The 19,246-nt window shown below is 45.6% G+C and carries 19 protein-coding genes and 1 other RNA gene; 8 read left to right on the top strand and 12 right to left on the bottom strand.

The features are described from left to right. Window positions 1–104 precede the first annotated feature (104 nt). A complete protein-coding gene (locus WFI24_RS11985; protein WP_336760974.1) occupies window positions 105–1,043 on the top strand; it encodes a hypothetical protein in 939 nt (312 codons plus the stop codon). Between the two features lie 125 nt (window positions 1,044–1,168). Here WFI24_RS11985 and WFI24_RS11990 read toward each other — a convergent pair whose 3' ends face one another. From WFI24_RS11990 to WFI24_RS12010, 5 genes are all read right to left on the bottom strand, one after another. Continuing rightward, window positions 1,169–2,209, bottom strand: a complete 1,041-nt coding sequence (locus WFI24_RS11990) for a M42 family metallopeptidase (protein ID WP_145319334.1) — start codon at window positions 2,207–2,209, stop codon at window positions 1,169–1,171. Between the two features lie 113 nt (window positions 2,210–2,322). Then, window positions 2,323–2,703, bottom strand: coding sequence for a LapA family protein (locus WFI24_RS11995; protein WP_336760977.1), 381 nt, complete (start codon window positions 2,701–2,703; stop codon window positions 2,323–2,325). A 132-nt stretch (window positions 2,704–2,835) separates the two neighbouring features. Continuing rightward, entirely contained in the window at window positions 2,836–4,626 is a 1,791-nt protein-coding gene (gene pepF, locus WFI24_RS12000; RefSeq protein WP_336760979.1) for an oligoendopeptidase F, read from the bottom strand. Between the two features lie 213 nt (window positions 4,627–4,839). Continuing rightward, window positions 4,840–5,025 (bottom strand): hypothetical protein, encoded by a 186-nt coding sequence (locus WFI24_RS12005; RefSeq protein WP_047842378.1) that lies wholly within the window; start codon window positions 5,023–5,025, stop codon window positions 4,840–4,842. A gap of 3 nt (window positions 5,026–5,028) precedes the next feature. Next, window positions 5,029–5,262, bottom strand: a complete 234-nt coding sequence (locus WFI24_RS12010; RefSeq protein WP_017689395.1) for a hypothetical protein — start codon at window positions 5,260–5,262, stop codon at window positions 5,029–5,031. Between the two features lie 162 nt (window positions 5,263–5,424). Between WFI24_RS12010 and WFI24_RS12015 the strand changes: the two genes are divergently transcribed. Further along, window positions 5,425–5,622, top strand: coding sequence for a cold shock domain-containing protein (locus WFI24_RS12015; RefSeq protein WP_017689394.1), 198 nt, complete (start codon window positions 5,425–5,427; stop codon window positions 5,620–5,622). 155 nt (window positions 5,623–5,777) lie between these two features. Here WFI24_RS12015 and WFI24_RS12020 read toward each other — a convergent pair whose 3' ends face one another. Further along, complete coding sequence (locus WFI24_RS12020) at window positions 5,778–6,950, bottom strand: MFS transporter (protein ID WP_336760989.1); 1,173 nt, start codon at window positions 6,948–6,950, stop codon at window positions 5,778–5,780. A 40-nt stretch (window positions 6,951–6,990) separates the two neighbouring features. Next, complete coding sequence (locus WFI24_RS12025; protein WP_336760991.1) at window positions 6,991–8,331, bottom strand: multi antimicrobial extrusion protein MatE; 1,341 nt, start codon at window positions 8,329–8,331, stop codon at window positions 6,991–6,993. Window positions 8,332–8,510: 179 nt separating this feature from the next. Between WFI24_RS12025 and WFI24_RS12030 the strand changes: the two genes are divergently transcribed. Further along, window positions 8,511–9,590: a tetraprenyl-beta-curcumene synthase family protein gene (locus WFI24_RS12030; protein ID WP_186327712.1), complete on the top strand. Its 1,080-nt coding sequence runs from the start codon at window positions 8,511–8,513 to the stop codon at window positions 9,588–9,590. A 53-nt stretch (window positions 9,591–9,643) separates the two neighbouring features. Next, a complete protein-coding gene (gene pfkA / locus WFI24_RS12035) occupies window positions 9,644–10,615 on the top strand; it encodes a 6-phosphofructokinase (protein WP_076292040.1) in 972 nt (323 codons plus the stop codon). An 87-nt stretch (window positions 10,616–10,702) separates the two neighbouring features. Here the strand turns inward: pfkA and WFI24_RS12040 are convergent, their stop codons facing one another. From WFI24_RS12040 to WFI24_RS12055, 4 genes are all read right to left on the bottom strand, one after another. Then, the gene (locus tag WFI24_RS12040) at window positions 10,703–12,055 is read right to left on the bottom strand and encodes an MATE family efflux transporter (RefSeq protein WP_336761258.1); all 1,353 of its coding nucleotides are present in this window, start codon (window positions 12,053–12,055) and stop codon (window positions 10,703–10,705) included. 203 nt (window positions 12,056–12,258) lie between these two features. Further along, the gene (locus tag WFI24_RS12045; protein WP_336760996.1) at window positions 12,259–13,440 is read right to left on the bottom strand and encodes a putative glycoside hydrolase; all 1,182 of its coding nucleotides are present in this window, start codon (window positions 13,438–13,440) and stop codon (window positions 12,259–12,261) included. 162 nt (window positions 13,441–13,602) lie between these two features. Continuing rightward, on the bottom strand, window positions 13,603–13,791 hold the full coding sequence (locus tag WFI24_RS12050; protein WP_029880762.1) for a hypothetical protein: 189 nt from the start codon (window positions 13,789–13,791) through the stop codon (window positions 13,603–13,605). Between the two features lie 174 nt (window positions 13,792–13,965). After that, complete coding sequence (locus WFI24_RS12055) at window positions 13,966–14,787, bottom strand: YitT family protein (RefSeq protein ID WP_145319319.1); 822 nt, start codon at window positions 14,785–14,787, stop codon at window positions 13,966–13,968. A 305-nt stretch (window positions 14,788–15,092) separates the two neighbouring features. On the opposite strand from WFI24_RS12055, the gene WFI24_RS12060 reads away from it, so the two are divergent. From WFI24_RS12060 to WFI24_RS12075, 4 genes are all read left to right on the top strand, one after another. Continuing rightward, the gene (locus WFI24_RS12060) at window positions 15,093–16,688 is read left to right on the top strand and encodes a DEAD/DEAH box helicase (RefSeq protein ID WP_336761000.1); all 1,596 of its coding nucleotides are present in this window, start codon (window positions 15,093–15,095) and stop codon (window positions 16,686–16,688) included. Between the two features lie 209 nt (window positions 16,689–16,897). Then, the gene (locus WFI24_RS12065) at window positions 16,898–17,710 is read left to right on the top strand and encodes a YesL family protein (protein ID WP_145319313.1); all 813 of its coding nucleotides are present in this window, start codon (window positions 16,898–16,900) and stop codon (window positions 17,708–17,710) included. 51 nt (window positions 17,711–17,761) lie between these two features. Further along, window positions 17,762–17,953, top strand: a non-coding RNA gene (ssrS, locus tag WFI24_RS12070) — 6S RNA. A gap of 182 nt (window positions 17,954–18,135) precedes the next feature. Beyond that, on the top strand, window positions 18,136–18,528 hold the full coding sequence (locus WFI24_RS12075) for a DUF1499 domain-containing protein (RefSeq protein ID WP_017689382.1): 393 nt from the start codon (window positions 18,136–18,138) through the stop codon (window positions 18,526–18,528). 73 nt (window positions 18,529–18,601) lie between these two features. Here WFI24_RS12075 and tpx read toward each other — a convergent pair whose 3' ends face one another. Further along, window positions 18,602–19,120 carry a thiol peroxidase gene (gene tpx / locus WFI24_RS12080; RefSeq protein ID WP_336761004.1) on the bottom strand — a complete coding sequence of 173 codons (519 nt, stop codon included), beginning with the start codon at window positions 19,118–19,120 and terminating at the stop codon, window positions 18,602–18,604. Window positions 19,121–19,246: the final 126 nt, after the last annotated feature.

The following is a 19,246-nucleotide window of genomic DNA, read 5'->3' on the forward strand; positions in this document are numbered from 1 at the left end:
GGCGATTTTTTGTCTGAATACTTGAACTCAAATGTGAAACGTTCTGTATGTTCATTACGTTGTATAAGTAAAGAATTCCATAGAAGGGAGAGAACACCACATTTATGTATAAAGAAATGAATGAACAGTTGGCAGTGCTCAAGGAAAAGGGGAGAATTTACGAGAAATGGACCAAGCGCTTGGAGAAGCTTCAAACGGAGGAAACCGAATGGGAAGCAAAGGTAAAACGTCGTCTGGAGCATCTCCAGAAGGAGCAGAAGGATGTTGATCAACTGAACAGTATGACATTGTCAGCATTTTTCTATCAACTGATTGGCAAGAAGACGGAACGTCTGGAAAAGGAAGAACTTGAACTGATGGAAAGCAAGGCTGCTTACGACACTGCTTGTCGCATGCTACAAGACGTGCAGGAGCAACGAATCCATGTGGAGCAGGAGTTGGAGGGCCAACGGCAATATCAGTACTGGCAGAGTGACTACAACGCTCTGTGGGGGAAGAAGGAAGGTCGTCTGCTGGACCAGGATGCAGAATTACAGCATATGGCGGAGAATCGGGAGCATCTTGCCAGTGAACTTCAGGAACTGGATGAAGCATTCCGGGAGGGAGAATATCTGGTTCATGCTCTTGAACGTGCGGAGGAGGCTTTGGCTTCGGCAGGTAATTGGGGTGTGTATGACATGATGGGCGGTGGGGTCATCTCCACACATATCAAGCGAGGACGAATGGATGACGCTCAGGTCGCCATTATGGATGCAGGTAAGCGTCTACGACGTTTTCAGAAGGAGTTGGAGGATGTAGAGATGGCAGTACACGCGGATCTGCATCTCGGAGGTCTGCTTTCATTTGCAGACTATTTCTTCGATAACCTCTTCGTGGACTGGATGGTTCAGGACAAAATTCGCAAAGCCGAACGACAGGTGAAGGATGGACTGAGCGCGGTTCAAAAGACTATGCATGTGTTGAGAACTGAAATGCGTGATCATAAGGCAGAGTTAGAGATATTGGATCGTCAATATCATGCATATGTGGAACAGGCGGATTAATAAATATGATTTAACAAAGGACACTTCCGATCGCACACCGAATTGCTGTGCTTTGGAAGTGTCCTTTGTTGTTATGGAAGACAATGCATGTCTCTATGATAATTTTGTAGATAAATGATGCTGTTTTACTTGGTTGTAATGTAGGCAGCGAGCAATCGTGCCGTATTCAGGACAGCGTCTTTATGCGTACGTTCCATGGAATGAGATGCATGAACTCCCGGACCGATCAGTGCTGCTCGGATATTGTTTCCTCCGCGTAGTGCTGCACTACCATCTGAGCCGTATTGGGGATATATGTCGACGACGTAATCCAACCCATCTTGTTTGGCCAGCTCGATGAGACGGCTAGTCATATCATAGTCATAAGGACCAGAAGAGTCTTTGGCACATATGGACACGTCAGTTTCTTTGCAACTGAGATCGTCACCCATGGCTCCCATATCTACAGCGATCATTTCACTGATTTCCGCAGGGATATACGATGCGCCATGGCCAACTTCTTCATAGTTCGAGATGAGTAGGGAGACGTTATGTAATGGTTTCCAGCCTTCGCGATGTGCAGACTCCAGGATACCGAAGAGGGCAGCCACACTGGCTTTGTCGTCCAGATGACGTGATTTGATATAACCACTCGGCGTGATGACGGCGCGAGCATCGAAGGAGATAAAGTCGCCCACAGAGATCCCGAGCTTCAATACATCCTCCTTGGAAGAGACGACTTCGTCAATTCGAACTTCCATATGGCTTTCGGTCCGTTCAAAGGTGCGTGCATCCGGATAGACGTGTACAGACGGATGAAGGGAGAGAATAGTGCCTGTGTATGTCTTTCCATCCCGAGTATGGATGCTGCAATATTCGTTTTCGATACTTTGCATGGAAAATCCACCGACAGAGGTCAGCTTCAATGTGCCATAGGATGTAATCGAGCGTACCATGGCCCCTAGCGTATCCACGTGAGCGCTTAAAGCAATTGTCTTGGACGAATCCTGTCCGGGCAATGTAAGCATTGCACCGCCCTTGTTGTTCAGCTCACAAGCGATGTCCAGTGCTGCTGCTTCCTTGCGGATCATCTCGATAATATGATGTGTGTAACCACTTGGGCTTGGTGTATCCAGCAATTTTTTCAGAAAAGACAGAACGTATGATTCATCAATTGTAAAACTCATTGTGTAATTTCCTCCTCGGATCGTGGGTATGGTGTTAAACAAAATACAGCCTGTCTGGGGGAGAGAATGTGATACTACCATTCCTGACTCGCCAGCAGGCTGTCTCTGATTGGTTACAGTGTTCCCGTAGGGTTTCCTTTGCGCTGACTCTGGATCGAATCATTCTTCAACAGGCTGTCCGGTTCATTTGAGTCAAGTGAATCCATCGTTTTGAAAGAATCCAACGTAGATTTGCTTGTCGCGGAAGTTTCCAATTCAGATACGCGCAGTTTCAATTGTTTGTTCTCGCGTTGCAGTCTGTATTGGCGATAGATGCCATATGACCCTACAATAATTCCACCGATCAGGGTACAGCCGAGAATCAGCAAGATCAGCGGGATTTGTACTGTGTTAAATAACAGGTTGACTTGTACGGAATCCACATTAATGACCGCAAAGATTCCCGTGAGCAGTGCAAAAACAAGACCTGCTATGAGTGCCCATTGCATTTTCATGGTGTTGCCTCCTTGTTGAACAATTGAGAACTAGATATGCATTACCCATATTCGGGTATGTTGCATCTTGCAATGATGATAAAATCCCTTGCCCAAACGGGCAAGGGATGGAGGTCACATGGGAAGACAACCTTATTTGGTTAGTTGCTCCATCTGTTCAATCAATTCCTTGAACACACTCATCGCTTCACGAATTGGCTGTGGTGTAGACATATCCACACCGGCTTTTTTCAGAATGTTGATGGAGTAATCACTGCCACCGCTCTTCAGGAAACCAAGATAACGGTCAACAGCCGGTTGACCTTCTTCCAGGATTTGCTTGGAGAAGCTGGTGGCTGCGGAGAAGCCTGTAGCATACTTGTAAACGTAGAAGCTGTTATAGAAGTGGGGAATACGAGCCCATTCCATCTCAATATCTTTGTCGACAGCCATGCCTTCTCCGTGATATTTCACGTTCAGATCATAATAGATCTCGGATAACAATTGTGGTGTTAATGCGTCACCTTGTTCTGCACGCTCATGAATAATTTTCTCGAATTCAGCAAACATGGTTTGACGGAATACGGTAGTACGGAATTGATCGGCATAATAGGTCAACAGATACAATTTTTCCTTTGGATCTGTTGATTTGTTAAGCAGATAATCCATCAGCAATGCTTCGTTGGTTGTGGATGCAACCTCAGCCAGGAAGATGGTGTACTGTGCATCACGATAAGGAAGTGTTGTATCCGAATAATGTGAATGCAGAGCGTGACCCATTTCATGTGCCAGTGTGAACATACTGTTCAGGTTGTCTTTGTGATTCAATAAGACATATGGGTGAGTACCGTAAGCGCCCCACGCGTATGCACCTGAACGTTTATTTTCGTTCTCATATATATCGATCCAGCGGTTATCATATCCTGTCTGCAATGCGTCCGCATAGTCTTTGCCGAGAGGCTTCAGGCCTTCTTTGACCGTTTGTTTGGCTTCTTCATAAGTAATATCCATTTTATATTCATCTACGAGTGGAGCGAACAGGTCATACATATGCAATTGATCCACACCAAGCAACTTTTTGCGCAGGTCCATATAACGATGTAACAACGGAAGGCTCTCGTGAATGGTATCAACCAGATTCGTATACACGTCCGTTGGAATGTTATCTCCATAGAGAGACATCTCCATCACGGAAGGGTATTTACGAACATTAGCATAGAACATATTTTTGGTTACATTTGCATTCAGTGCAGCCGCAATTGTGTTCTTCTGTTTGGCATAGGTTTCGTATACGGCTTTGAAGGCACGTTCGCGAACTTCACGATTAGGGTTCTCCAGGAACTGTATGTAGCTACCATGTGTCAGCTCGACTTCGTTCCCGTGTTCATCCTTGATTCGAGGGAACTTGAGATCAGCGTTATTCAGCATGCTAAAGATCGTCTGTGGTGCTTGTGAAAGGTTGCCAACTTGTGCAAGCAGAGCTTCTTCCGTTTGGCTAAGAACATGGGCTTTTTCCCGCTTCATCTCTTCCAGCGTAAATGTATAAGCAGAGAGTTTTTCATCAGCAATGAATGCATCCAACTCGTCATCTGGCAGGGAGAGAATCTCTGGTGTGACAAAAGAAAGTGCTTCACCAACCCGTACGCCTAATTTCTGGGCTTTTTGAGATAGATTTTGATATGTAGGATTAGCTGTGTCTTCATCTTGATGCATACGTGCGTATACAAAGAGGCGTTCTATTTTGAGGCTGATCTCATCTTCGAATTCGAAGCAAGATTTGAGTACATCAGGTTGACCCAGTTTGCCTTGAAATTCGGAGGCCTTCTTGGTCAAAGACGATACTTCTTCATATTCTTGATCCCAGGCTTTCTGATCGGCAAATAAATCTTCCAGTTTCCAGCTATGCTCGGCTGGCACCTCGGAACGTTTCAATAATTGACTCATGGAAATCCTCCTTTGATTATCTGATGAATGTATGGACGAAGCTGCCTTCGTCGTGCTCGCCTGTGCGGAGAGAGACGAAGGAATCAGACTAAGTACCAGGATAACAGATAGCGATTTCTGATATTTCAACGGCCTTCCTCCTTACGATACGAATAATCTCGTATAGTATGACCTCAGGCACGTTGAAATATTTGAGCACTTGGGTCCCCGAGATTAGGTTCCCATGTTATACAGAAAATAAACGATCAGGAAAAAGGCAAAACAAATGAGCAAGGTAGCAATAAGCGCCATTCCCCGTCTTAGGCGATCCGGGATGGAGTTGCGTCCCAGAATAAGCACAATACCAAGGGAAAAGGCGAGGATAATAAAGATGACGACATTGCTTGAGTCAAGCTGCATGGGTTAGACCCCTTTGAAGGCAGCCATCAATTGACGCCATTCATCCTCACGGTTCTCAAAATCTGCTTTTGGGAAACGGCGTTCTGCCCAGTGCATTAACGCAGGGCGGCTAAGGAAAGTATGGCATTCTTCGCCCCACTCTTCCGAAATTTCTCGCAGTACGAGATATTTGCCCTGAACTTCTACGGTCATCATATTCCACTTGTCTGTTTTGTATATTTCATGTTTTTTTATCATAGGTAGTCTCCAAACTAACGGTTTTGGTAAAATGATACCGTACCCTACGATTCAAAGCAAATTTTTTCGACATTTATGGAAAGATAAATTGCAAAATGGAAGCCCATACAGTATAATAAGGGTATTCGCCATAGATGGCGATATTTTTAGGAGGTTTTTCATTTGAAAGGTACAGTTAAATGGTTTAACGCAGAAAAAGGCTATGGCTTTATTTCAGTTGAAGGCGGCGAGGACGTATTCGTACATTTCTCCGCAATCCAAGGAGACGGCTTCAAAACATTGGAAGAAGGTCAAGCGGTAGAATTCGAAATCACTGATGGAAACCGTGGTCCTCAAGCAGCTAACGTAAACAAACTGTAAGAATTGTTCCGGTCAACGGATTTCTTATACATGATAAATTTATAGCTGAATATTAAGAACCTAAGCACAGTCCCCCAAGGGAGGCTGTGCTTTTTTTGATTCTAAAATTTTCAGTGTAAATAACGGTTGAATACGGTGTATGTTTCCCTGTGTGTTCAAGATACACGATTGATCATACTGGACCATAACTTCAATCCAAAACCGATTAGGGCAGCCAGGGAGAAAGCCATCGCGGTGAGATAGAAGGTTTGTCTGCCTGCATGTTCCAGGAGCAGACCGCCCAACGTACCACTAAGCAGCCCTGAAGCACTGGACCAGACGATGGTGAACAAAGCCATACCCGTAGCTCTGTAACTGTCTGGAACAAGGCGAATGATATAACGGACTGCCGTAACGTAGAAAATACCGAAGGTAACACTGTGCATCGTCTGAATCGCAACGACGGCTGCAGGTGTATCGGATATGGACATGAGAAGCAAGCGAACCGTATACATGAGTGCAGCAAAAGCAATTAGCGGTAATTCTTTATAACGGTTTCCATACTTGCTAAGCAGCAGGAAAATGGGAATTTCACTTACAGAAGAAATCAGCAAAGACCAGCCAATCAGCCCCTCACTGGCACCCAGCTCTTTCAGTGTGATGGTAAGAAACGCTTCGTTCATCCGATGTCCCATGGCAAGCAAAAATACACAACCGAAAAAGGTGAGTACATCTCTGCGTTTCAAAATAGCCCATAGCCCTGATAGATCCATTTTGCTACTACTCCCAGAAGGCTGATCTTTTAATTGAAAACTGATCAATAATGTAGTAGCAGCAAGACCGACGCAAAGCCATATCGTCCATCCTGGACCGAAAGATCCAAGGAAATACCCGATACTTAAAGCGAAGAAGGCATACCCGATCGATCCGAAGACTCGAATGGAAGTGAAATTTCGGCCGTACTTGCTGGCCGTTGTAATGGCCATCGTATCAGAGAGCGGATAGACCGGATAATAGAAAAAGTAAAACAGGGTCACGAGTACAAATACCTGACCGAAAGTCGTTGCATTGGCGAGCATGATACCTGTGATCAATTGACCCCCAAGCAGAATGATCATCACTTTGCGTACCGTCTGGTAGCGGTCGCTGGCCATGCTCCAGAACATATTGGAGAACACGGAGATGAGGGGGCCGATCCCGTAAAGGTAACCGATCTCCGCCCGGCTAAAGCCAAGATGACTAAAGTAAAGCTGGAAGTAGGATACCACCAGAACGGTGGAACCGAAGATGGTGAACATGAGAGCCCGCAGCCAGTTCTGATCCGGGCGGGCGTTTTGACTTAATTTCATGATGAATACTCCAATCTTGTATAACAGTTCAGTGAATTTATTACCCTTTCAGGGATGATGATTTACCGGCTTTCGGTACGGACATCGTAGGTTCTTGCTGCGTACGCCGGATGACGAGCCAGACAATGACGAGTTCGGCGAGCAGACCGAGGGATTGGGCTACAGCTCCGATCATGCCGTTCCACGCAGGGAAAATACTAACGAGTATAAGCAGAACAATTACCGTGCAGATTGCATTCGCGGTTTGCGAACGAAACATCGTTTTCGTCTGCCCACGAAGAAGAATAAGGCCGTTGCTGAAATCCAGAAAAGGGAAGATCAACGGAAATAAGACGAACGCACGCAGTGTCCAGAGACTTTGTTCCAACAGTTCGCCCTGAACGCTCATGACATTCTCGAATACCCATGGTCCTAAGGGAGTATAGGCAATAGACACCGTCATCGCAAACGGAATAAATCCGGTGACAAGCGCGAATTTTCGTACCAGTTTGGCGTCCACAAGGTAGAAATTAAGCACGATCTGATGGATGTATGTAAAGAAGCTTAGCATCAACTGCATCAGACTGCTTGCTATGGCAAAAGAAGAAATGGCTAGTGCGATCCCGGTCGTTTTGCCAAGAACGATGTTGATGACCGGTCCTATAAACAGCGCTACAAAGCTGGATAACAGCAGCGGCTTATAAAAGCGAAATACGTCTCCCTTGCTCTCGACGGGATGATGTTCAAGTTTGGCTGGCATCTTGCGTTTGATGCTATTTCCTTCCAAAAAGCTGACCAGCGCTTCAATCATCATGCCCGCAGCAAAAATGATAGCGCCTACACGTCCACTGTCAATGCTGTCTGTATATATGAAATACAGGGATAGTCCATACATGCCGGCTAGACGGAATACCATACCGATGGTTAACCACTTGGTTCGGTTATTCGTAATAATGATCCCCTGATAGATGTTGCGAATCACTGAAAAGATACTTACATACATGAGAATTTCATATACGTCGATAACTTTGTTCAACAGATCCGGACTTACGCCAAACAGGTATTTGAATACCCCGGTACCCACGGGAGAATATACGATGAGAAAACCGATGAGAAGTACACAGGCAAGAAATATTTTGGTCACAAACGTGAGGGCCTGAAAGGAAAGGCGATCGCGAACCAGTGCAGAGCAGGTTTGCCGCAGCAGGGTGGAGGGACGCTCCGTGAGGGTTAACAAGCTACCTGCGATGGCATAGCTGGCAATAACCGTCTCGGGATGAGCGGAGCGTGCTAATGTGCTGTTTATAATGACGTGAGAGATGGTAACGAGAGAGGCGGAAATGCCAAGTGGCACAAAAAAAGAAAATAACCGTCTCCACGAAAGTGATTCACTTGACGACATGTCAACGACTCCTTTGATGGATGAAATATGCCTAGTATATCACAAAGCTTTGGCCGCGGATGCGATTTTTTGTGCGGAATATGCGGCAGATTATTTGTACAATTAAGGGGATCATATTATAATAGGAATGGTTAAAAATCGCTCTAATACGTATTCAACCAAGTGGAGGCACATTTATTTTGAGCCAATCAAATCGAAAACGTCATCAGTATCCGCGTGGACCGCTGGCATTGATGAGAGGGGTGTACAAATACACCATTCCGGAAACACGGAAGGCGCTGAGTGGATGGCGTGCACAAGCTGAGGCGATTCCAAATGAGGAATTGCGTACGCAAGCACTTGCCAGTCTGAGGGATAAGCAGTTTCACTGTGAAGGCGGAACCGTCTACGCTTTAGCTGATTTGCCCAACAGGCACATTCTGATTCCTCTGATCGTTTCATATCAAACTATTAGTGATTATTTGGACAATCTGTGTGACCGCAGCACCTCGATGGACCCGAATGACTTTCGTCTTCTCCATCAATCTATGCTTGATGCGGTAGATCCCGAAGCAACTCCCGTCAATTATTATGCCCTCCGTGAGGAGCAGGATGACGGTGGATATCTGCGGAATCTGGTGACCACATGTCAGGAACTGACCCGTCAGTTACCAGGCTATGCGTCCGCCAAGCCCCAAATTCAGGATCTGGCAGGCCTATACACGGACCTGCAGGTATATAAGCATATCAAGCCGGAACTGAGAGAAACGGCACTGCTCGAATGGTGGTCGGAGCATCGTCATCGCACACCTCAGTTTCGTTGGAACGAATTCGCTGCTGCAACTGGCTCTACACTGGGCGTTTTCATGCTGTTTCTGGCTGCGAGTGACGATCAGTTGACTGAAGAGCAAGCGGCCTCGATCCACACGGCCTATTTCCCACATGTATGCGCATTGCACATTATGCTCGATTATTTAATTGATCAGGATGAGGACCGCATCGGGGGAGATCTCAACTTCTGCAACTATTATGAGAATGTAGAGACAATGCTGGACCGAATTGCTTTTATTGTGGAGATGGCACGCAGTGATGTGCAGAAGATCCCGGGAAGCTCCTTTCACCGGATGATCATCGAAGGACTGATTGCCATTTACCTGTCTGATCCCAAAGTCAGCGAACAGCAGGAAGTTCGCGTAGTATCCAAACGTCTGATGAAGAATAGTCCGATGACAAGAATATTTTTCTTCATTTTCAGTCGCTGGATACGGAAGAATATGTAAGTCAGGTGTATGATTGCGGAGCCTGAAGTGAAACTAGAGGAGGAAGAAACATCATGACAGCAGTAAAGAAAATCGCAGTATTAACGAGCGGTGGTGATTCACAGGGGATGAACGCGGCTGTTCGTGCGGTTGTTCGCAGCGGACTGTTTCACGGTCTCGAAGTATACGGAGTTCAACGTGGATACCAAGGTCTTTTGAATAATGACATTTTCCCAATGGATTTGCGGAGTGTAGGGGATATCATCCAACGTGGGGGAACTGTTCTTCAATCGGCACGTTGTAAGGAGTTCTACACTGCTGAGGGTCAGCAAAAGGGTGCGGACATTCTGCGTGCACGTGGCATTGACGGTCTGGTTGTTATCGGTGGGGATGGTTCATACAACGGAGCGAACAAACTGAGCAAACTCGGCATTAACACCATGGGTCTGCCTGGAACGATTGATAACGACGTTTCGTTCACCGATTACACCATCGGATTCGATACAGCTGTAAGTGTAGTGGTGGATGCCGTGAACAAATTGCGTGACACGATGTCTTCACACGAACGTTCTTCCATCGTTGAGGTTATGGGTCGCCACTGTGGGGATATCGCCCTGCATGCCGGACTTGCTTCAGGTGCTGAGACGATTCTTGTGCCGGAAGTTCCGTTTGACATGGACGAAGTGGCAGATCGTATGAAAGCTAACTTTGCACACGGCAAACGTCACAGTATTATCATTGTTGCTGAAGGTGTGGGCAAGGGTGAGGATGTAGCAAAAGAACTGATGGAACGTTGCCCGACGTATGAGCCGCGTGTAACCGTTCTGGGTCACATTCAGCGTGGGGGTACGCCTACACCTTTCGACCGTAACCTGGCAAGTCGTCTGGGCGACTTTGCTGTTCGCAGTCTGATTGCAGGCGAAACAGACAAAGGTTGTGGCATTATCAAGGGTGAACTTACCCTGACAGATATTGATAAAGTGGTTAATACGAAAAAAGATTTTGATATGGAAACGTACCAGCTTGCACAACGTTTGTCCCAATAATTCGATTCAAAAACAAAGAGCACAATTCCGCATGAACGAGGATTGTGCTCTTTTTGTTGTTTTCCAAAGTAAGTGAGTGTTCCGATGCTATGCCTTACGGAGTGCCGCTTGTTTTTGTACCAGAAAGAGTCTCCAGAGAAGTGCAGTTGCTCCTACAGCAAGGCCGGCAATAAGTCCGATCCAATATCCAAAGGCGCCAAGTGAAGTATACGTAGCTGTTAGGTAACCTACAGGCAGACCAATGATCCAGTAAGCTACAAACGTAATGATCAATGCCGGATTAACATCTTTGTAGCCACGTAATGCTCCTTGAGTCGGTGTGGCAATCGCATCCGAGATCTGAAAGAAAATGGCGTAGATCAGGAAATGTTGCGTAAGTGCAATGACCTCTCGATCGTTAGAGTATACGCCTGCAATCTGTTCGCCGAACACAATCAACACGATCGCTGTCAGTAGTGATAGCCCAATGGCACCACCAATCCCGAGCAGGCTGTATTGTTTGGCGTCTCTCAGACGTCCTGCACCTGCCTCATAGCCCACAAGGATGGTAAGAGCCATACATATGCTCACAGGTAACATGTAGAGCGTAGAAGCGAAATTCAGCGCCGCCTGATGGGCAGCAATTGTTGTGGTATCGAAACGGCTCATCATTAAAGTCACAGCAGCGAAGATGGACGTTTCGAAAAAAGTCGCGAATCCAATCGGAACCCCGATTTTGAGTAACTCTTTCCATTTGGACAATGATACACGGGTCCATTGACGGAAAATGCCATATTGGGCGAAAGGTTCGACCCGATGGACAAAAAAGAGACTAATAAGAAAGATCAGCCAGTATGTACATGCTGTAGCAACACCAGCGCCAACACCGCCCAATTGGGGGAAACCCCAGCGGCCGAATATCAGCAGATAATTCAGTAAGATGTTAACGGGCAGGGAAACCAATGTAATGAACATCGTAGTCCGCGTCTGGCCAAGTGCATCCATGAAGCTGCGCAGCACCGTATATCCGAAGAGTGGGATAATGCCAAAAGCAAGTGCACACAAAAAATAGAAGGCAACTTGGGCAACCAGGGGTTCCAGAGGCATTCCATTCAGTATAGGGCCAAGTAACAACGCCCCGGCTCCAATAACGACGAGACTGACCGCAATCCCGAGATACAACGCCTGGATAACGTTATACCCGATCTGATCATTACGTTTGGAACCTAACAGATGGGACACGACTGGCGTAATACCGATCAGAATCCCGCTTAGTCCAGTTTGGACTGGCATCCACAGACTTGTACCGATCGCGACTCCTGCAAGGTCGGCCGGGGAAAACTTGCCTGACATATTGGTGTCGAAGAACGACATGGCAGAGAGGGCAATTTGAGTGGTGAAAATGGGCAAAAATATAATCAGGAATTGCTTCACCTTTTGTGAAAAGCTTGTTGTGTTCATGTTCACTGGCAGTGCCTCGCTATTCTAAAGAGATGTCATCCAAGTGTCATATATGGACAGCTATACATTGTAGTGGATTTTGTCCGTTTTGGATAGGGACAGATACAGAGGAGAGGCGCACCGAGAAAAATGAGCACCAAAAAACCTCGCTCCGCTTCAGGCAGAACGAGGTTGGATGAATTCAAAATATGCAAGAGTGCGGATTACTTATATTGTACACCTGAGGTATATCGGTTGGAGGCATTCCAGAGCAGATATTCATGTACATCCATGTCCTTCATCGCTCTGATCTGGTCTTCGACTTGTTTCTTTCCATACTTGATATAATGTCCACTACCCAGCCAGCTTGCTGTGAAATCCTGGATCCACGGGCGTATGACGGGTTTAAGCTCCTTAGTGGGGTCCAGTTTCTTATGCGTGTCTTCCATCGAACCCTTAATGGTCGTGTAAGGATCTTTGTCAGGGTCCTTGACCCCATACCACCCAGTTGAATAGTGACTAGGGTATACCATCGGTGAGATGACATCCACATTTTCGGATATTTTAACAAAATCCTGTCCAATGCCTTCAGCCGCAGGTACGGAAGCTGCATAACCGAAAATATCAACGGAGACACGCACACCTAACGGTGCCAGCTCTTTGCGCGCATATTGCACGAATTCAGCTACAACATCGACCCGGGACTTGTCAGATTTGGTGTATTTGAGTACATCAGCACGAGTTTCGAAACCTTCCGGGAAACGAACATAGTCAAATTGAATCTCTTTGAATCCAAGTTTGGCCGCTTCCTTGGCGATTTCGATATTATAGTCCCATACTTCCTTGCTGTACGGATTCACGAAGCTGTCGCCTTTGCCATTCGCCCAAACCGATCCATCCTTGTTGCGGAAAGAAAGCTCCGGATTCTTCTTCGCAAGAATTGTGTCTTTGAATACAACGACACGTGCAATCGGGTAGACCTCGTGTTTTTGCAATCGTTTCATCAAGGCATCAATATCCCGAATAAAAGGTTGGGACTTGCCCATTTTCTGCAGTGCTTTGTTTTCTGTGGGATAAGTTATGTATCCAAGATCGTCTTTGATATCAATAACCATGGCATTCAATTCCGTATTATCCGTCAGATCAAGTAATTCTTTCATTCGTGCGCCGCCGGCACTGTAGGCCGTTACATAGATACCTTTGACCACGGGGGCATCAGGTTGTGGGTCGATTTTAGCAGGTGGTTTATCGGCATCGATAACAACCTGATCTTTTTGAGATTGGATAATTGCGGTGTTAAAACTGTTGGTTAACGATTGGAATTGAGGATTTTCCTGATCTGCCACTGCCGGGGCAACACCAAAGCCTCCAAAGGCCATAGCCAGTAAAGCCCAAAACATGTTCATTCATTTCCACTCCCTTATGTGCATTCCATGTATGAATTATACATTAAAGCCTCTGGGCTTTTAACCATATTAATCAAGTAATGAAACACATGGAAAAAATGAAAACCGCTTCCTGCGGAGGAAATCCCCCTGCAAGAAGCGGCGTAATCAATCTGAAAAAAATTATTGAATGTAAATCTCATTTTGATGCTCACAAATACTGTACTGAATGATTTCCATTGCATCTCCCTGTTCCAGGATGCCCAGCCCATCCCGGAGGACAATCAGCGAGTCGAGTTCATTCGGTTTCAAGAAAGGGAGCATTTCCGGGCACCATCTGTTGACAATCTCAAACAGTTTTACCGTTTCCATATCCACATTAATCACCCTTTCCTACTCGAATTCCAAAATGGTAAGTCATTCGGCGCGATTCGGGAAAGCATATGGCCTGTGAAATTGAAGGGTTGAACCTGCTATACAACATATTTAGGAGCCGTACACCGTTATTATACCACAATGTTGTGAATTGTTAACCGTACAGGTGCCTTAACTTCTGCGGAATGAGCCCATAACACCAACCGTTTCCACAATGTTAACAAAAGCGTTTGGATCAGTCTCCTTGATAATGCGTTTGATTTCAACCAACTCGTAACGGGTGGTAACTGTCATGAGCATGTCCTTTTCAATATCCGTATACGCGCCCTGAGTCTTAATTTTGGTAACCCCACGTGGTCGAACAAGCAATTTCTTCAACATGGATTCGGTTTCGTTTGTAATGATGTATAGGGTTACTTTGACGTGACTGATATGAATCAGATCAAGCACTTTGCCTGTAATGTAGATGGACACCATAGAGGCCAAGGCAGTATTCCAGTTGTCACTCAGGTATCCCGCGAGCATAATGATGGTACCGTTCATGCCAGCCATTACCGTACCGATCGGAAAGTCTCGTTTACGCGTAAAAATGGAGCCGACAATGTCCAGCCCACCTGTGGAGCCGCCGACTCTGAAGGAGACACCGGTGCCCAGTCCAATAAGCACACCACCGAATACTGAGCTTAACAAAGGATCTGTAGCCACAGCAAAAACCGGCAGAAGCGCAATGAACCAGGAAGTGGCTGCTACCGAGAGAATACTTAATGTAATGAAGCGTCGTCCAAGAATAAACCAACCTGCAATAAGCAGGGGAATGTTGAGAACAAAATACATTATACTAAGATTCAAAGTCGTAAAATAACCCAGAAGCATTGAAATACCGGATACCCCGCCGCTTAAAAGCTGATGGGGAACCAAAAACCAGTTAAAGCCGCAGGCAATAGCTGCAGCACCCAAAATGATCACTAAAGAGTGCCAAATTATTTTGGGCAATTTAATCACCTCATTTATATTTAAAACCAGATTGCTGGTAATCTTGAATTGTTTTGTGATATAATAATTTGTGGATATTCTTGAGTAGGAAACTTTTCCTAAATGGAGCAATAAAATTTTGAAATGTTTCAAACACATGTATGTAGTTTTAGTCTTATGTTGGGGACCCATTCATGGAATTATATTCGATAGTGAAAATAATTCGTCCCGTTGGGATACCCTATAAATATTAACGCTACTTAAGAATACAGACAACAAAGTGGATTGTCCACCATGTCCACCATATAAAAGGAGCATGAATAATTTTGACAAATTTAAATTTCACAGATTTCAATCTTGAACCACTGGTGCTGCAAGCCATCACTGAGCTCGGGTTTGAAGAAGCAACACCGATCCAATCCAAAGCGATTCCTTTGGCACTCGAAGGCAGAGATTTGATTGGTCAAGCTCAAACAGGTACGGGTAAAACAGCTGCATTCGGTATTCCGTTGATCAGCAAAATCACGAAAAGTGATGAGAAAATCCGCGCCCTCATTATGGCACCTACACGTGAACTTGCAATTCAAGTTGCTGAAGAGATCGAAAAACTCACTCGCTTCAAAGGTCTGCGCTCCCTGCCAATCTACGGCGGACAAGATATCGTTCGTCAAATCCGTGCACTGAAAAGAAAACCACAGATCATCATTGGTACACCTGGACGTCTCCTTGACCACATCAACCGCAAAACAATCAAACTAGATGATGTACAAACTGTTGTACTGGATGAAGCAGATGAAATGCTCGACATGGGTTTCATGGAGGATATTCAATCCATCCTGAAACAAGTACCAGACGAGCGCCAAACCATGCTGTTCTCAGCAACAATGCCTCCTAACATTCAAAAATTGGCACAACAATTCTTGAACAATCCTGAGCACATTTCTGTGATTCCGAAACATGTTAGTGCACCATTGATTGACCAATCCTATATCGAAGTACCTGAGCGTCAAAAATTCGAAGCGTTGAGCCGTTTGTTGGATATGGAATCTCCTGAACTGGCGATCGTATTCGGACGTACAAAACGTCGTGTTGACGAATTGGCTGAAGCTTTGCAGAAACGTGGATATTCTGCAGACGGTCTTCATGGTGACCTTTCCCAGAACCAACGTGATGCGGTAATGCGTAAGTTCCGTGACGGCAGCATTGACGTACTCGTTGCAACAGACGTTGCTGCACGTGGTCTCGATGTATCTGGCGTAACTCACGTTGTTAACTTTGACCTTCCGCAAGATCCGGAGAGCTATGTTCACCGTATTGGTCGTACAGGTCGTGCGGGTAAAGAGGGTGCTGCTTGGTCCTTCGTTACACCGCGTGAGATTGATCACTTGCACTTCATCGAGCGTGTAACACGTCACCGTATTCCACGTAAACCACTGCCAACAATGGCAGAAGCGGTTGAAGGCAAACAACGTTTGACAGCAGAGCGTTTGCTGGAAATCGTACAATCAGGCGAACTGAACGAATACAAAGGTATTGCGATTCAAATGCTTGAGCAATATGATTCTGTTCAACTGTTGTCGGCTGCTCTGAAGCTCCTGACAGGTGACAAGAAAGATGCTCAAGTTGACCTGACTCCTGAAGATCCAATCCGTGCGAAGCGTCGTAAACCAGATGTTCGCTCAGGCGGACGTAAACCATCGGGTTACAGCGGTAACCGCACAAGTGGTAGCGGCGGCAGCGGTGGTGGTTACAACCGTGATCGCAACAGCAGTGGCGGCGGACGTGGCGGTTACAACCGTGATCGTAACAGCGGCAGCAGCACTGGCGGTGGAAGCAGAGAAGGTGGTTACAACCGTGACCGCAAACCGCGTCCAAGCAATAACGAAGGACGTCGTCCAGCGAAAGATTCTTCTTTCGAGTAATATAAACGTGTGAACTGGAAAATGGAGCGGGTGACCGCTCCATTTTTTTATTTTCAAAATTACTGCGTCATTTTTTGTTCACTATCAGAAGCGCTAGTTAACGACAATGACGATCTCTTTTCGGGAAGTACTGGCTTTTCCTATCTATAATAAGGTATATTAATATTAGACTTCAGGTAATACGCAAGGCTGCAGAGGAGGAGAAATGTTTGGAATTTAAAGGAGCTATGGGTGGGATCTACCGGCTTACAGAGTGGATTACGAGGCTGGCCGCAACCAATCTGTTGTGGGCTATTTGTTCGTCTCCGTTCTTGTTTTTCTTGATTATGAAACTGCTCGTAATGCAGCAGAACCTCGCAAACGAATCATTGCAAATGAACTGGGCTATAGCCATTGTGGCACCGCTTACACTGTTCCCGGCGACTTCGGCGCTGTTTACGGTTGTTCGTAAATGGAATATGGGCGATACGGATGTACCGATCTTCCGTACTTTCTTTGTAGGTTACAAGGAAAACTACAAGCAAAGTTTAATTGGGGGCATTTTTTACACACTGCTGTTCGCGATTATGTATCTGGATTATACGGTGTACATGACGCAATTCCGCAATATGCAGCTCGTGGGAATCATCATGCTAGTACTGCTTCTCTTGTTATTTGTATCGCTCTTTAACTTTTTCTCGATGGTTGTACACTATCATATGTCCATCGGACTCATTATCAAAAACGCGGTATTGCTTACGTTGATCAGACCTTTCCGTGTGTTCTCCACATTGCTGGGAAGCGGATTGCTGTTCTACATCGGTTTCCGTTATCCGGTCTTGTTCATCTTCTTCATCATCAGTATCATCGCCTGGTTTGCTTTCTTTAACTTCTATGCAACCTTCAACAAAATGCAGGAGCAAATGGAGAAGATGCAGTTGAAGAAGGAAGAAGAGGAAGCTGCTGCGCTGGCTGAGAAATCAGAAGATAACGGTGAAGCATCTGAACCATCAGACGACAAAAACATTACACTGCAAAAATAAAACATCATGGATCGCCATTTACTTTTTACACAGTTAGGGATATAATAATTGTACATCCTGCGATGTACGTTTCGGTTATTCGTTGTTTTGAACCAATGATGACGTCTTCGGGAGATCAACACAGAATGTTGCTGAAAAGCCCTGTCTATACGACATGGGGACTTCAAAAAGCATTTTTGCGGTCACCCACCTGCCAAGCAGGTTCATAAGACAATGTAGCCGGACGGCATAGGCGGGTTCCTAAATTTTCATGTACAGCACCCTGACTTTTCCTCTTTTGAAGGAATTTCAGGGTGTTTTTATGTTGTAGTGAATGTATTTGATTGGTTTTGCGATAAATATGATGCTTATCCTTTTGTTACTACTTGAACAATGTTACACTAAGATACATAAATGGAACGGTTACATTCAAAGGAGGAAGGGTCTTGACCTTAAAGAGAACGCTCGTCGGTATCATCCGCAGCATGGAGGGGACCAGCGATCGAGCCAAGGATCCCAAATTAAAAACACGGTATTATAACTTATCCAAAGACAGAGCCTGGGAAGAGGTTTCTTCGACACTCAAAAAGATTCCGGGTTATAAAGTACTGCACGAAGTGCCTTCTGTCGGAGAAGTTATACTGGAGAAGCGGACTACCTTTGGACGGACGATGGACATTACAGTTTCCATTATCTCGGTAAGTCCTGTTCGTAGTGCAGTGGATATGTATTCAGCTTCCCGTGGTTCACTTGGAGACTTGGGCTCTAACTATCGCACGATCATGAACTTATTCTCTGTACTGGATAAGAAGCTAAGCAAGTATAAAGCAAATGATTGAAATAGATGATGAAATAACAAAAAGCGAGAGAAGGTTAACCTTCCTCGCTTTTGTTCTGAACGTATGATTACTTCTACAGCAAAGCTTTTACAGCTGCAATCGCTTGCTCGAAGTTAGGGGAGTCTGTCATTTCAGGCAGATACTCCACATATGTAATCCGGTCTTCGGCATCCAAAACAAAAATGGAGCGCATGTCCAACTGGAATTCTTTGATCAGAACGCCGTAGTCTTCACCGAAAGAACGTGTTTTGTAATCGGACAGTGTTACTACGCGGTCAACACCAGCTGCTCCGCACCAACGTGCTTGAGCGAACGGAAGGTCAACGCTTACTGTCAAGACAACAACATTGTCTCCGAGCTCTCCAGCTTCAACATTGAAACGACGAGTTTGCGCATCGCATACGCCAGTGTCCAGGGAAGGAACAACGCTGATTAACTTGATTTTGCCTGCGAAGTCTTTCAAGGATGCATCTTCAACCAGGTTTTTGCTTAGTGTGAAATCAGGTGCTTGATCGCCCACCTTCAGTTCGGGTCCGATCAATGTAATAGGGCTGCCTTTAAATGTGCCTGCGCCTGTACGTTCTTGTGCCATAATAATGTTCCTCCTTATAAATTGGTGATCCGTGCCAAAATCCATTATAATCTTTTATGAAAGGCATTGTCCAATTCGGGCATGTACCATTACGATGGATCAGAGATGTAAGTCCGATCTGAACAG

The sequence above is a fragment of the Paenibacillus sp. USHLN196 genome (assembly GCF_037144955.1).
Taxonomy (GTDB): Bacteria; Bacillota; Bacilli; order Paenibacillales; family Paenibacillaceae; genus Paenibacillus; species Paenibacillus xylanexedens_C.

Coding starts and splice junctions, on each gene's coding strand:
- WFI24_RS11990 (WP_145319334.1), bottom strand. CDS start 2,209: ATGAGTTTTACAATTGATGAATCATACGTTCTGTCTTTTCTGAAAAAA.
- WFI24_RS12005 (WP_047842378.1), bottom strand. CDS start 5,025: ATGCAGCTTGACTCAAGCAATGTCGTCATCTTTATTATCCTCGCCTTT.
- WFI24_RS11985 (WP_336760974.1), top strand. CDS start 105: ATGTATAAAGAAATGAATGAACAGTTGGCAGTGCTCAAGGAAAAGGGG.
- pepF (WP_336760979.1), bottom strand. CDS start 4,626: ATGAGTCAATTATTGAAACGTTCCGAGGTGCCAGCCGAGCATAGCTGG.
- WFI24_RS12040 (WP_336761258.1), bottom strand. CDS start 12,055: ATGAACACAACAAGCTTTTCACAAAAGGTGAAGCAATTCCTGATTATA.
- WFI24_RS12010 (WP_017689395.1), bottom strand. CDS start 5,262: ATGATAAAAAAACATGAAATATACAAAACAGACAAGTGGAATATGATG.
- tpx (WP_336761004.1), bottom strand. CDS start 19,120: ATGGCACAAGAACGTACAGGCGCAGGCACATTTAAAGGCAGCCCTATT.
- WFI24_RS12020 (WP_336760989.1), bottom strand. CDS start 6,950: ATGAAATTAAGTCAAAACGCCCGCCCGGATCAGAACTGGCTGCGGGCT.
- WFI24_RS12050 (WP_029880762.1), bottom strand. CDS start 13,791: ATGGAAACGGTAAAACTGTTTGAGATTGTCAACAGATGGTGCCCGGAA.
- pfkA (WP_076292040.1), top strand. CDS start 9,644: ATGACAGCAGTAAAGAAAATCGCAGTATTAACGAGCGGTGGTGATTCA.
- WFI24_RS11995 (WP_336760977.1), bottom strand. CDS start 2,703: ATGAAAATGCAATGGGCACTCATAGCAGGTCTTGTTTTTGCACTGCTC.
- WFI24_RS12025 (WP_336760991.1), bottom strand. CDS start 8,331: ATGTCGTCAAGTGAATCACTTTCGTGGAGACGGTTATTTTCTTTTTTT.
- WFI24_RS12045 (WP_336760996.1), bottom strand. CDS start 13,440: ATGAACATGTTTTGGGCTTTACTGGCTATGGCCTTTGGAGGCTTTGGT.